Source organism: Xylanimonas protaetiae, from assembly GCF_004135385.1.
GTDB lineage: Bacteria > Actinomycetota > Actinomycetes > Actinomycetales > Cellulomonadaceae > Xylanimonas > Xylanimonas protaetiae.
Map to the genome: position 1 here is coordinate 3812637 of NZ_CP035493.1, position 12549 is coordinate 3825185.

The 12549-nt window shown below is 71.7% G+C and carries 14 protein-coding genes and 1 pseudogene; 8 read left to right on the plus strand and 7 right to left on the minus strand.

The genetic code is table 11. The features are described from left to right. Nucleotides 1–11: 11 nt before the first annotated feature. The 8 genes and pseudogenes from ET471_RS17615 to ET471_RS18900 all read left to right on the plus strand — a co-directional run. Nucleotides 12–203: a hypothetical protein gene (locus tag ET471_RS17615; RefSeq protein ID WP_129190501.1), complete on the plus strand. Its 192-nt coding sequence runs from the start codon at nucleotides 12–14 to the stop codon at nucleotides 201–203. Further along, nucleotides 172–591: a TadE family protein gene (locus tag ET471_RS17620; RefSeq protein WP_129190503.1), complete on the plus strand. Its 420-nt coding sequence runs from the start codon at nucleotides 172–174 to the stop codon at nucleotides 589–591. Before ET471_RS17615 ends, ET471_RS17620 begins: the two co-directional genes overlap by 32 nt. Then, nucleotides 588–1019, plus strand: coding sequence for a TadE family protein (locus ET471_RS17625; protein WP_129190505.1), 432 nt, complete (start codon nucleotides 588–590; stop codon nucleotides 1017–1019). The genes ET471_RS17620 and ET471_RS17625 overlap by 4 nt, the downstream gene beginning before the upstream one ends. After that, a complete protein-coding gene (locus ET471_RS17630) occupies nucleotides 1016–1471 on the plus strand; it encodes a pilus assembly protein TadG-related protein (protein ID WP_129190507.1) in 456 nt (151 codons plus the stop codon). Before ET471_RS17625 ends, ET471_RS17630 begins: the two co-directional genes overlap by 4 nt. Then, complete coding sequence (locus ET471_RS17635) at nucleotides 1468–4599, plus strand: LysM peptidoglycan-binding domain-containing protein (protein WP_129190509.1); 3132 nt, start codon at nucleotides 1468–1470, stop codon at nucleotides 4597–4599. Before ET471_RS17630 ends, ET471_RS17635 begins: the two co-directional genes overlap by 4 nt. Before the next feature lie 2 nt (nucleotides 4600–4601). Further along, a complete protein-coding gene (locus tag ET471_RS17640; protein WP_129190511.1) occupies nucleotides 4602–4877 on the plus strand; it encodes a hypothetical protein in 276 nt (91 codons plus the stop codon). Nucleotides 4878–5112: 235 nt separating this feature from the next. Next, on the plus strand, nucleotides 5113–6318 hold the full coding sequence (locus ET471_RS17645; protein WP_129190590.1) for an IS110 family RNA-guided transposase: 1206 nt from the start codon (nucleotides 5113–5115) through the stop codon (nucleotides 6316–6318). Between the two features lie 314 nt (nucleotides 6319–6632). Beyond that, nucleotides 6633–6825, plus strand: a pseudogene (locus tag ET471_RS18900) (hypothetical protein); the annotation flags it as partial. 49 nt (nucleotides 6826–6874) lie between these two features. Here ET471_RS18900 and ET471_RS17655 read toward each other — a convergent pair. The 7 genes from ET471_RS17655 to ET471_RS17685 form a co-directional block, all read right to left on the minus strand. Next, nucleotides 6875–8251, minus strand: a complete 1377-nt coding sequence (locus ET471_RS17655; RefSeq protein WP_129190513.1) for an MATE family efflux transporter — start codon at nucleotides 8249–8251, stop codon at nucleotides 6875–6877. A 109-nt stretch (nucleotides 8252–8360) separates the two neighbouring features. Beyond that, nucleotides 8361–8717, minus strand: a complete 357-nt coding sequence (locus tag ET471_RS17660) for a DUF202 domain-containing protein (protein WP_129190515.1) — start codon at nucleotides 8715–8717, stop codon at nucleotides 8361–8363. Next, nucleotides 8714–9097, minus strand: a complete 384-nt coding sequence (locus ET471_RS17665; protein WP_129190517.1) for a YidH family protein — start codon at nucleotides 9095–9097, stop codon at nucleotides 8714–8716. Before ET471_RS17665 ends, ET471_RS17660 begins: the two co-directional genes overlap by 4 nt. Next, nucleotides 9094–10380 (minus strand): radical SAM/SPASM domain-containing protein, encoded by a 1287-nt coding sequence (locus ET471_RS17670; protein ID WP_207207302.1) that lies wholly within the window; start codon nucleotides 10378–10380, stop codon nucleotides 9094–9096. Before ET471_RS17670 ends, ET471_RS17665 begins: the two co-directional genes overlap by 4 nt. A 3-nt stretch (nucleotides 10381–10383) precedes the next feature. Beyond that, nucleotides 10384–11784, minus strand: a complete 1401-nt coding sequence (locus ET471_RS17675; RefSeq protein ID WP_129190519.1) for an amidase — start codon at nucleotides 11782–11784, stop codon at nucleotides 10384–10386. Then, nucleotides 11777–12190, minus strand: a complete 414-nt coding sequence (locus ET471_RS17680; protein ID WP_129190521.1) for a hypothetical protein — start codon at nucleotides 12188–12190, stop codon at nucleotides 11777–11779. Before ET471_RS17680 ends, ET471_RS17675 begins: the two co-directional genes overlap by 8 nt. A 13-nt stretch (nucleotides 12191–12203) precedes the next feature. Next, nucleotides 12204–12548 (minus strand): sulfatase-like hydrolase/transferase, encoded by a 345-nt coding sequence (locus ET471_RS17685; protein WP_129190523.1) that lies wholly within the window; start codon nucleotides 12546–12548, stop codon nucleotides 12204–12206. Nucleotide 12549: the final 1 nt, after the last annotated feature.

A 12549-nucleotide genomic window follows, 5' to 3' on the forward strand; every position in this document is an offset into this window, starting at 1 on the left:
GGAACCCGACCATGTCTCAGCTCATCGCCACCTTCGCAGTCATCGAGGCGTTCCTGCACCAGAAGTTCGCCGACGACGACCCCGAGCGCGGCAACGTCACCATCGAGCACGTCCTGTGGGCGCTCGGCGTCATCGCCATCGCCGGCATCGTCGTCTACGCGATCACGAACTATGTCACCGGCAAAGCGGCAGGAATCCAGTAGGCCCCGCCACGCCCGCCCGAACGACAAGGAGCGCGGCTCGAACACGATCGAGATGTCGATCGTGTTCCCCGCCGTGCTCGTCCTCATGTTCCTCGGCGTCCAAGGCGCCCTGTACTTCCACGCTCGCACCGTTGCGATGACCGCCGCGACCGAGGGCGCGAAGGCGGCGGCCGTCGAGCACGGCACCGCGGGCGACGGCGAGGCTGCCGCCCTGGGGTTCGTCGACCTCGCTGGCGGTGACGACGTCATGACCGACGCCGGGGCGACTGCAGCCTTGTCTCCGACGTCGGCCACCGTTGTTGTGACCGGGCGATCGCTCTCGCTCGTGCCCGGCTGGCAGCCCCTGGTCCAGCAGCAGGCCACCGCCCCACGGGAGGCGCTGTCATGAGATCACGCGGCGGTCGGGAGCGGGGGTCGGCGTCGGTCGAGGCGTCCCTCGTCGTCCCGGCGTTCGGGTTGCTCGTCGCCCTCGTCGTCGTCGGCGGACGCATCACCATCGCGCACCAGGTCGTGGAGTCCGCCGCCGCCGACGCCGCCCGCTCCGCATCCCTGCAACGAGCACCCGGCCCGGCACACGACGCCGCCACCTCGGCCGCGGCCACCACCCTGACCGGGCAGGGGCTCGACTGCGCGAGCACCACGGTTGATGTCGTCTCGACCGGGCTGGGCGGGCCGGTCGGTGATGACTCCACCGTGACGGTCACCGTCACCTGCCAGGTCTCCCTGACGGACCTGACGTTCATCCCCGGGCTCCCGGGCACCCGCGCGGTGACGGCCACAGTCACCAGCCCCGTCGACCGGTGGACCCAACGATGACCCGCACACCTTCCCCTCGTCACGCCCTACGCCGCAGCGGCTCCGCCGAGCGCGGGTCGATCTCCGCGTGGGCGGTCGTGTCGACACTCGCGCTGATCCTGTGCGCGGGGCTCGCGGTCGACCTCGGCGGGCAAGTCCATACCCTTCAGCGCGCGCACGACCTTGCCCAGCAGGCCGCCCGCGCCGGCGGCCAGGCCCTCTCGGCCGCGCACGCGCAGCGCGGCGATGTTCTCGCCGTCGACGTCGTCGCCGCCAAGGCAGAAGCGAACCGCTACCTGGACGCGGCCGGGGTCACCGGGACCGTGACCGTCACGAACGGGAACGAGGTCACTGTGACCGTCACGGACACCTACGACACGATCCTGCTCGGCATCATCGGGATCACCCACCTCGACGCCACCGCGGACGCAACCGCCCGCACCGTGCGCACCCTGGGAGGCACCGAACAATGAACCCCACCACCCAGCGCCTCCAGGGCACCCTCGCCGTCGCCGCGGTGCTCGCGTTCCTCGTCGGGGTGCCCACGATCCTCGTCAAGGCCGGGATGACGCCCTGGACCACCGACTGGGGAACCGTGTGGGACCGGCTCTCCCTGCCCGACAACGGGACCCTGCTCGTGACCCTGCTCGGCCTCGTCGCATGGGCCGGATGGGCGTACCTCACCGTTGGGCTCATCGCCGACCTCTTCGGGCGGGTGCAAGGCGCCCGGGTACCGCGGGTGCGCGGGTTCGGGCTCTCGCAGGGCGTCGCGCGCCGGGTGATTGACGTCGCCGCGCTCGCGTTCGCGGCGGTGCCGACCCTGACGGCGTTCGGGGCGCCCGCGCAGGCGACCGCACCGGCCGTCGTCGCGTCGCTCGACCCCACGCCGGTACCGACCACCGTCCCCGCGCCCGTGCCGGCTTCCGTGGCTACGTCGTCGGCCCCGGCTGCGGCCGCGGCGACGACCGCCAGCTACACCGTGCGGCGCGGCGACTCCCTGTGGCGGATCGCCGAACAGCAACTCGGGGACCCGCACCGCTGGACCGAGATCCACGAACTGAACCGGGCCCTGCTCGGCGACCAGCCCGACCTGATCGCCGCGGGCACCGTGCTCCAACTCCCCGCGCCCGCGGCCGTGGCGCCCGCGGGCGACTACATCGTCGAGCCCGGCGACACCCTCTCCCAGATCGCGAAAGACGAACTCGGCGACCCGAACGCGTACCCACAGATCGTCGAAGCGTCGAAGAGCATCATCCAGCCAGGCGGGCAGCACCTGACAGACCCGAACCTCATCTACCCCGGCTGGACTCTGGACGTCACCCCCGACGTCGCGACCTCAGCCACGGCCGCGCCCGCCACGGTCGTGGAGCCCGCCGCCACGCCAACGCCGCCCGACACGGCCCGCAAGTCCCCGGCGACGGCGCCCACCCCACCGGCCGAGACCTCCCCATCCGTGCAGGAACCCCGGCCGGACACGCCGACCGCCCCGTTGGTGTCCACCGAGGCACGCCGCCTCTACGAGGCATCACCCGACGCTTCTCAGACGGCGTCCGACGACCCGGAGGGCAGGCCGTCCTGGCTCGTTCCCGCACTCATCGGCCCCGGCACAATCCTCGCGGCCGGACTCTTCCTGACCGTCAGGTCGCGGCGACGCAACGGGCTCCGGCACCGCGTCCCGGGCCAGGTGCCCGGACCGCTGCCCACCGAGATCGCCGACGTCGCCGAAACCGTCCGCATCACCGGCCAGCCGAACTCCGCGAGCCTGCGCACCGTGCACCTCGCGCTGACCTCACTCGCCGCCGCCTACCTCGACCCGTGCGCGTACCCGCCCGTCCACGCCGTCGACGTCACCGACACGCACGTCCGCGTCCACCTCCTCGACCCGACCGACCTGCCCTCCCCATGGGTCGGCTCCGGAACCACCTGGCGTGCCCCGCTCGACGCCGACTTCCCCGACCTGGGCATCGTCCCGCCCTACCCGATGCTCGTCTCCGTCGGCCAGGCAGACGACGGAGCGCTCTGGCTCCTCAACCTGGAACAGATCACCGACACCTCGGTCAGCGGCGACATCGACGCCGTCCAAGCATTCGGCCGCAACGTCGCGACCGAACTGGCAGTCAGCCCGTGGTCTCGAACCGTGCAGGTCGACGTCATCGGGTTCGCACCCGAACTCGACGGCTTCGGACCAGGCAGAATCACCCACCACGCCGACGACGCCGAAGTCCAAGACCTCGCCGCCCGTGTCGAGGGTGAACGCTCCGCCGAGGACTGGGATCCAGAGATCCTGCGCGCAGTCATCGTCGACACGCATGACTGCCGCGCGTCGGCCGCACGGTTGAGTGACGCCATCCGAGCGCACGCATCACGGCCCGGAGTCGTCTGCCTCCGCCTCGGCGAGACGCCGTCCGGTACTGGGCTCGAAGTCGTCAGCGGCCGCCTCCGCTATGCGGCACTCGACCTCGACGTCACCGCCGTCGGGCTCCCCGCCCAGGAGGCCGCTGCGGTCACGGCCCTGGTCCACCACGCGCAACTCACCCCCACGACATCGGCGCCGGCGCGGACCGGCCTCACCGACACCACCGGCGCGATCATCGGCACCTTGACACTCCCCCGCCCGGCCACCAACGAACCCGCACCCGGCACCCTGCTCCCCGAGCCCGCCGAACGGTACGCCGACGGCGCAGCCGTCACTGTCGACGACGTCGCCGTCCTCGCCCCAGTCATCCCCGACAAGGTCGCATCCGACGTCCTCGATGCCGACCCGAACCTCGACCGTGACCTCGCCATGTGGAAACGCGGCAAGGACTGCCCGTGGCCAACCGTCACGATCCTCGGCGAGGTCGGCCTACGCGGCCACGGCCCCGACGCCGAAGTCGCGTCACGCCGCGGCCACTACGCCGAACTCGCCACCTACCTCTGGCTCCACCCCAAGGGCGCCACCTCGGCCAAGCTCGCCGAAGCGTTCGGGTGCAGCCTGGCCCGGGTCCGCGCCGACATGACCCACCTACGCACTCACTTCGGCAAACGGCATGTTCCCAAGGGCCCCGCCCGCAACGACCCCGCCTATGCCGACTGGCCCGGCTACCACCTCGTCGACGTCCTCGTCGACCGCGACCTCTTCGACCGCCTCCGCGCCCGCGCCCAAGCCCGCGGCGCAACCGACGGCGCCGACGCCGGCATCCACGACCTCATCACGGCGCTCGACCTCGTCCACGGGCAGCCCCTCACCGACGACCGACCCGGCAACGCCTGGCACTGGTACTACACCGAGGTCTCCTACGACCGGTACGACGCCGCGGGCATCGTCGACGTCGCGCTCACTGTCCAGGCCCACGCCCTCGCCCGCCCGGAACCGGACACGGCGCTCGCCCGCCGCGTCTTGGAGATCGCGCTCACCGCGTCGCCCTACAGCGAAGAGGCCTGGCAGGCACTCGCGAACGTCGCGGATGCGGAGGGCAACCACGCCGAGGCCGACCAGTTGCGCAGCGACAATCGTCGCGACCGCGGCGACGACGAGGCCCCGCTCGACCCACCCGTACGCACCCGGCAGATCGCCGCCCGCCGCCGCAAGGCCACACCCGGACCGCGAACGAGGAACTGACTGTGAACTGGACCCCCGCCGAACTCACCGAGCTGTCGATGGAGACCCTGCCGTACGACGACCACTACTTCAGTACCGGTGCCGACCGCATGCTTGCGGACATCAGGGCCATCGGCGGCCCGAGACATAGGGACGTGCACGGCTCCATGCAGCGGGCGCGAGACTACTGCCCGGCCAAGTTGACCAACACCGGGTGGACGGTGATCAACCAGGAGTTCACCCCATTACTTCCTGGCGGGTCCTGCGAGGCTCCGGTTCTTGACCGGGTTGCCGCGTGAGGATGCGCGTGGTGGCCGCCGGGCCCGGCATGATTGCTGCCCCCTGTCGCGAGACATGATCCGGGGGGTGTTGTCACCGGGCTCGGCTGGCAGGTCGTCATCGCTGATAGGGGCAAGGCTAGAGGGGCGCGTCGGCGCCGCTCAGGTCGCTCGTAATGTGGATGCCGAGACGTCCTGCCGGTCGACCACCGCCTCGTGTCGGTCCGGCTGGGAGGATGCACAGGTGGTCTCGCAGATCGTTGGGTACGACGACATCGCGGTCTTCATTGGCCTGGACGTCGGCAAGGGTGAGCACCACGCCGTCGCCCTCGACAAGGCGGGCGAGAGGCTGTTCGACAAGCCGCTGCCGAACTCCGAGGCGAGGCTGCGGGCGCTGCTCGAGCCGCTCATGGACCGCGGCCGGGTCCTCCTCGTGGTGGACCAGCCGGCCACGATCGGCGCGCTGCCCGTCGCGGTCGCCCAAGCCCAGGGTGTGACCGTCGGCTACCTGCCGGGCCTGACGATGAGGCGTGTGGCGGACCTGCACCCCGGAGAGGCGAAGACCGACGCCCGCGACGCGCTGATCATCGCGGAGACGGCCCGCACGATGCCGCACACTCTGCGCAGCGTCGACCTCGGCGACGAGCAGGTCGCCGAGCTGACGATGCTGTGCGGCTTCGACGACGACCTGACCGGCGAGATCACGAGAGTGACCAACCGGATCCGCGGGCTGCTCACCCAGATCCACCCCGCCCTCGAACGAGCGGTCGGCCCGCACCTGGACCACCCCGCGATGGTCGACCTCCTGGCCCGCTGGGGCACACCCGCCGCGCTCCAGAAGGCCGGCAAGAGGCAGGTCGCCGACCGTCTGCGCAAGCGCGCCCCCAGGGCTGGGGCGCGGTGGGCCGAGACGGTCTTCACCGCCCTGGGCGAGCAGACCGTCGTCGTGGCGGGCACGGACGCGGCCGGGGCCGTCATCCCCCGCCTGGCCAAGCAGCTCGAGCTGCTGCGCGCACAACGTGACGACGTCGCCGAACAGGTCGAGGCCCTCGTGGAGGCCCACCCTCTTTCCCCAGTCCTGACCTCGATGCCAGCAGTCGGAGTCAGGACAGCGGCCCGCTTGCTGACCGAGGTCGTCGGCAAGACCTTCCCCACCGCCGGGCACCTGGCCGCCTACGCCGGCCTTGCCCCCGTGACCTGGCGCTCTGGGTCATCGATCCGCGGCGAGCACACCTCCCGGCGCGGCAACAAGATCCTCAAACGCGCCCTGTTCCTCTCCGCCTTCGCCGCCCTCCGCGACCCCAGGTCCCGGGCCTACTACGACCGCAAACGCGCCCAAGGCAAGACCCACACCCAAGCCCTACTCGCCCTCGCCCGCCGACGCTGCGACGTCCTGTTCGCCATGCTCCGCGACGGCGCCTTCTACGACCCGCCCACAGCCACCCGACCCGCCGCCGCTTGACACCCGAAGGAGATAGGGGCACCCCCCGCAGCCTCCGGTTCTCGGACCACGGCCGGCCCGGAAGCCCTCTGCCGATCCGCCGGTCCTCCAACCTTCGCGGCATCAACCACATCGCAACCCGGAACTCTGACCCGAAGCCGTTGTGCTCCACAGGGCCGCAGGGCGCCCTTACGGACGTTCCGACTCGCTGCAGATCCTCAACACCTTGAAGCAACTCTTCCTCGGCGTGCAACTTGCCACTACCCGGCACACGGGTGATCCCGAGCCGTTCGAGAGCCGCCCGCTGCCCCGCGTCGAACCCATTGCTCGATCCCGCGAAGCCCATCACCATCGGCAACAACGTCTGGCCGGTGGTGGGGTGATCGTCTGGTGATCGGCGCCGGGGCGGTCGTGACCAAGGACGTTCCCGCGAACGTCGGGGCCGCCGGCAACCCCGCCCGGGTGATCCAGACGAACACCGACCACGAGTCCGCGAGCGCGAGCCTGGCTCGGGCCTCGACGAAGTGAGGGTTCGCCGTCTCCGCTCCGCGGGTGCCGCAACTGGTCCACTGACAGGTCAGGTCGCCGCGTCAGCCGCCGCCCCTGCGGGAAGGTCGTCGAGCCGCTCGCGGTCCAACAACAGCCTGCGCTGACGCCACCAGGCGAACGCCACCGGCACCAGTGCGCCGATCCACGCGAGGGGTGCGGCCCAGGCCGCGCCAGCGAAGCCGAGGTAGCGGACCAGCACCAGTCCCGCGGCGGCACGCATGACGAGTTCCAGGGCGCCCGCGATGGTCGGCACAGTCGACATCCCCATCGCCTGGACGACGTTGCGCAGCACAAACAGCAGCGCGAGCACCCAGTACAGGGCCCCGTTGATGACGATGTAGGTCCGCGCCTTCGCAACGACCTCGTGCTGGTCCGGGCCGACGAACACGCCGATGATCGACTCTGCGAACACGACCAGCACGAGCCCGAGCACGACGGCGACACCCGTCGCGACGACGCTGATCCGGAAGGCTGCCAGCCGGATGCGCCGCCACTGCATCGCCCCGCGGTTCTGCGCCACGAAGGTGACCATCGCGACGCCGAACGAGCCGAGCGGGGCGACGGCGAGAGTGTCCACGCGCATGGCCGCGGTGAAGGCTCCGACGGCGGTCGCGCCCAGCCCGTTGACCGCGACCTGCAGCACGACGCCGCCGATGGCGATGACGGACGTCTGCAGACCCATGGGCAGGCCAGCACGGGCCGGCTCCCCGAGGGCCCGCCGGCCCGCGGCCCAGTCGCCGCGCGTCAGGTGCAGCGCGGGCATCCGGAGTCGGACCAGCACCAAGCACGCGGCGACGGCGGCTCCCTGGGCGATGATGGTCGCCGCCGCAGCGCCCGCGACGCCCCATCCGAACCCGCCGACGAACAGCACGACGAGAACCGCATTGAGCAGCGAGGACGTGATCAGGAAGTACAGCGGCGTCGTCGGGTCGCCGAGCGCACGGATGGTCGAGGCCAGGAAGTTGTACGCCACGGTCACCCCCGCGCCCGCGAACGTGATCGCCAGGTAAGTCGCGGACATATCGATGAGCTCGGGCGGCGTGCCGAGCAGACGCAGCAGGTCGCGGGCGAAGACGACGCCAGCGACGGTGACCACCGCGCCGATGGCGGCCGAGATGTAGGCGCCGGCGGACACCGCGCGGCGCACACCGGCATCGTCGCCCGCCCCGAACGCCCGCGCCACGGGGATCGCGAGGCCGGCCGACGCCCCCCAGGAGAAGCCCATGAGCAAGAACATCAGGCTGCCCGAGGCGCCCACGGCTGCGAGCGCTTCCCAGCCGAGGAGGCGGCCGACAACGGCGGCGTCGGTGAACCCGTAGAGGTGCTGGAAGAGGTTGCCGATCAGCAGGGGGACGGTGAAGCGGAGGATGAGTCGGGTGGGTGGGCCGACGGTGAGGTTCTGCACGGTGAACCGGTGCTCCTGAGGGTGGTGCGTGGATGTGTGCGGGAGGGGCGGGTGGTGCTGCTGCGGCGGCGCCGAGGCATGCCGACGAAAGAGCACGACGACCTGTCTGTCAGGGCGCCCAGTTAGCGACTACGAGGGCGAGCTCGGCGACTCCACCGCCGGTGACGAGGGTGGCGACGAGCACCGGGATCAGGCCGGAGATCTGGGTCGCGTGTCCGGCGTCGCCGCGGGTGAGGGTCCGGTGAGTGACGCGGTAGCGATGCTGCGCGAGCACGACGGTCAGCGAAGCGACGAGTCCGGCGGTCGCTGGGATCAGTGCCCAGGGTCCGAAGGCGTCGGGCAGCGCCCGGAGTGCGGCGAACCCGGCGACGGTGAGGGCGAGTCCGGTGCGCCGCCAGGCGAGGGCGGTGCGTTCGGGCTGGAGCCCGACGTCGTACAGCGTGCGGTCGGGGTCGGCGGGTGTCATGCCAGCAGGGAGCCCAGTAGCAGGAGCACGCCGACGACGCCGATGACGGTGGCCGCAGTCAGGGCGAGCGCGGCGGAGGGCAGAGAGGTGGCGCGTCGCAGGGCGCATTCGGTGCGTGCCCAGCCGATGGCGGCGTGCGCGGGTGCCAGGAGCCCCGCGACGAGCAGGACGAGCGAGGCCGCGAGCCGGAGCCCGGGGTGGAGGCCGAGGTCGGCGGCCTTGAGCGCGACGCCACCGACGAGCAGGGCGAGGGCGGTGCGGATCCAGGCGAGGAAGGTGCGCTCGTTGGCGAGCGAGAAGCGGGCGTCCGGCTCGGTGCCAGGACGGTAGACGGTCCGGGGGAAGCGCCGGTGTCGGGGTTCGGGAGGCTGGTCGGTCATGTCGTCGAGCCGGTCTGGTGGGTGCTCATGATGTCCGACGCCGGTCGCCCGGAGCGCAGGAGCCGGCCGATCCTCTCGAGGGTGGGTTGGGCGTGGGTGAAGAAGCGGTGGTAGACCGCGCAGAGGTAGTTGAAGCCTGGCTCGCCGTCGGGGGTAGTGTCGAACCGGTCTTTGGGGCACCCGCCGTGGCAGGCCCAGCGCACGGGGCAGGCCCGGCATTGGCCGGGCAGCGCCGCGGACTTGGCGTGGCCGAACCGGCGCTGGGCGGGGCTGAGCACCAGGTCGGCGAGGCGGTCGGTGGCGACGTTCCCGAGCAGGTAGTCGGGTTCGACGTAGTGGTCGCACGCGTAGACGTTGCCGTTGTGCTCGACGGCCGTCGCGGTCCCGCGTTGCGGGGTGCGCACGCACAGCGAGTAGCGGCCGAACAGGTCCCCGAGGGCGACGTCGCAGTCCTGCACGAACACCTCCCCGACGTCGGGGCCGACCACTCGTCGAAGATCGCGACGAGGAAGTCGCCGTAGGCGATGGGGTCGACGCTGCGGGACGTGACCCGGTCGCCGTGCTGTTGGTACAGCACCGCGCGGGGACCTTGCGTGCTGGGCGCCACCCCTGCTCGGCCAGAGGAAACGCCTCGGCAGGGACGCGTTCGACGACGGGGACGGACTGCAGGTACCGGGCGCCGAGGTCGTCGCGCAGGTGCCGGTAGACCTCCTGCGGGTGGTCCTGGTTGGCGGCGTTGACCGTGCACAGGATGGTGGTCTCGACGTCGTGCCGTCGCAGCACCTCCTCCCACCCGCGCACGACCTGTGGTGCGTCCCGCGGCCCGCCTTGCTGACGCGGCACGCATCGTGCAGACGGGCCGGGCCGTCGACCGACAGGCCGACGAGGAACCGGTGCTCGGCCAGGAACTCGCCCCAGGCGTCGCCGCGCAGCGTGCCGTTGGTCTGGATCGCGTGCTGCACCTCCTGGCGCGGGCGGCGCAGCCGCTCGGCGAGCTCGACAGCGCGGCGGAAGAACGGCAGCCCGTGCAGCGTCGGCTCCCCGCCCTGCCACGCGATGTCGACCGGCCCGTCGGGGTGGGAGGCGAGCAGGTTGGCCAGGTACGTCTCCAGCCCCGCTTCGCTCATCCACTGCGCCTCGCTGATTGGCCCGGTGGCGTCATACAGCAGCTCCTTGGACAGGAAGAAGCAGTAGGTGCAGTCCAGGTTGCACGCGGCACCGGTCGGCTTCGCCACCACCGCGAACGGGATGTGGCGCAGGCGGGCTGGAGGGGACACGGACATGGGTCAGATGCGTCCGGGCAGCGTCGCGGCGACGCGCTCGACGGCGCGGGCGACATCGAGCAGCTCCGTGTCACGGCCGTGGAACCCGAGCAGGTCGGCGGCGCACCGCCCCTCGCCGGTGTCGACGACGCCCATCGGCACGACGACGACGGGCATCCCGGTGTGCTCCGACCAGCGGGTGTGCGCCCCGTGCTGGACCTCGCCGATCCACGTGGCCACCTGCTGGACGGTCGGGTACAGGATGGCGTCCAGCCCGTGGGCCGCCATGAGCGCCTGGGTCTTCTCCCGGAGCTCGTGACGACATCCGCGTCGTCGGGCGAGGGCATCGGCGTCGGGCAGCGGGACACGCTCCCACTCGAGCCCGATGCGGACGTATTCGGTCATGGGACCGGAGTCGAGCAGCTCCTCGAAGCTGCCGACGGGCATGCCCGGGCGGGCCAGGTACGCGTCGATGGCGGTCCTAGCCTCCATGGCGATGATCGACGTCGCCTCGAGGTCGTCGCGCGGGGCTTCGAGCGCGACGATGCCGACACCGGCGGAACGCAGCGCCTCGACGAGTTTGTGGAAGCGGCGCAGCACAGGGCCGTCGGGGTCGTCCCCGTCGACGGCGAGGCCGCTCTCAACGACGCCGAGCCGCAGGCCGCTCAGGTCGGGCGGCGCGGCGGCCGGGGGCACCGCAGATCCTGACAGGGCCGCGAACGACATCGCGAGCCCCTCAGCCGTCAGCGCCATCGGCCCGACGACGTCCTGCGACGGGGACCGCGGGAAGATCCCGTCGAGCGGGAGCTCCCCGTTGGTGGGCCGCAGCGTGCCGACCCCGCACAGGGCAGCGGGGATGCGCAGCGACCCGCCCGTGTCGGTGCCGAGCGACAGCGGAGCGTAGCCCGCCGCGACGGCGACGGCCGACCCGCCCGACGACCCGCCCACAGTACGGGCGGGGTCGTGCGGGTTGCGCATCCAGCCGCGGATCGACGACTTGCCCATGCTCGCGCCGGCGAAGTCGTCGAGCGACACCTTGGCGAGCATCACCATGCCGGCCGCGCGCAGCCGCGCCACGACCGGAGCGTCGTGCTCGGGGACCCAGTCGGCGAACAACGCCGTCCCGTGGGTGCAGGGCATGCCCGCGACCTCGATGTTGTCCTTCACGGTGAAGGTCACACCGTCGAGCAGACCCCTCGCCTCGCCCCGCGCGCGACGCTCGTCGGCCGCGCGGGCCTCGTTGAGGGCGGTGGGCGAGACGGTGATGACGGCGCTCAGGCCGTCGGGCCCATCGAATCGCTCGATGCGGTCGAGGCCCCGCCGGACCAGGCCGACCGCCGTGACGCTGCCGTCGGCGAGCGCCGCCGCGCAGCCCTCCACGGTGGACAGGGGTCCGGCGTCCAGCGGGCTGGTGGTGTCAGTCATGGTGGCTTCCGTCGGGTCGGGCGGGGGTCGGGGTGAGCGCGGTGCCGAGAGCCTCGACCATGTCGGCGGTGATGCCCAGGGTGGCTGCGGCGAGGGGATAGATGCTCGTGCCGGCCGACCGGTGGGCGAAGGTCTCGTTGCGCAGCCACGGCAGGTACTCCAGGACGACGTCGCGGGCCTTCGGGTCGTCGAGCAGCTCGCCGAGCGGGCGCACGAGGTCCGGGAACCGGGAGGTCACGTCGGCCAGCCGCGGGAAGGGGTGCATCGAGGCCTCCACCAGGTGGCGTTGGGGTTCGGTGAGCAGGTGTTCGGCGGTGACTTGGCCCTCGGCGGGCAGCCCCAGGCACTCGAACTGCGAAGGCGGAGCGTCCGCGGCCCGCATCTGCTCGACCAGCATCGTGGCCATGCGCTGCTCCAGTTCACGGTTGACCAGAGGCTGCGTCTGCCCCGGGTCTTCCTGCAGGTCGAACAGAGTGGTAGTGGTCGGTCACCAGGTGGGTGTAGACGCCCGCCTTCGAGAGGATCTCCGGCACCGAGTCGTCGAACGGCCTGAGAGGACCCCAGGAGCGGTGCAGGAAGTTGTACCTGCCCGTGTGGATCTCACGCCGGGCGGGCATGCAGGGCATCGACCCCGCGTAGCAGGTGTCGAACGTGACAGTCTCGCGCGCGAGGCGCTCGAAGTGGGGCGCGTTGACCTCGGTCGACCCATCGAGCGGGAGGTACCGCCGGTTGAGGGTGTCGAACATCAGCATGATCGCGCGCACG

Coding starts and splice junctions, on each gene's coding strand:
- ET471_RS17615 (WP_129190501.1), top strand. CDS start 12: ATGTCTCAGCTCATCGCCACCTTCGCAGTCATCGAGGCGTTCCTGCAC.
- ET471_RS17620 (WP_129190503.1), top strand. CDS start 172: ATGTCACCGGCAAAGCGGCAGGAATCCAGTAGGCCCCGCCACGCCCGC.
- ET471_RS17625 (WP_129190505.1), top strand. CDS start 588: ATGAGATCACGCGGCGGTCGGGAGCGGGGGTCGGCGTCGGTCGAGGCG.
- ET471_RS17630 (WP_129190507.1), top strand. CDS start 1,016: ATGACCCGCACACCTTCCCCTCGTCACGCCCTACGCCGCAGCGGCTCC.
- ET471_RS17635 (WP_129190509.1), top strand. CDS start 1,468: ATGAACCCCACCACCCAGCGCCTCCAGGGCACCCTCGCCGTCGCCGCG.
- ET471_RS17660 (WP_129190515.1), bottom strand. CDS start 8,717: ATGACACCCGCCGACCCCGACCGCACGCTGTACGACGTCGGGCTCCAG.
- ET471_RS17665 (WP_129190517.1), bottom strand. CDS start 9,097: ATGACCGACCAGCCTCCCGAACCCCGACACCGGCGCTTCCCCCGGACC.
- ET471_RS17670 (WP_207207302.1), bottom strand. CDS start 10,380: ATGTCCGTGTCCCCTCCAGCCCGCCTGCGCCACATCCCGTTCGCGGTG.
- ET471_RS17675 (WP_129190519.1), bottom strand. CDS start 11,784: ATGACTGACACCACCAGCCCGCTGGACGCCGGACCCCTGTCCACCGTG.
- ET471_RS17680 (WP_129190521.1), bottom strand. CDS start 12,190: ATGGCCACGATGCTGGTCGAGCAGATGCGGGCCGCGGACGCTCCGCCT.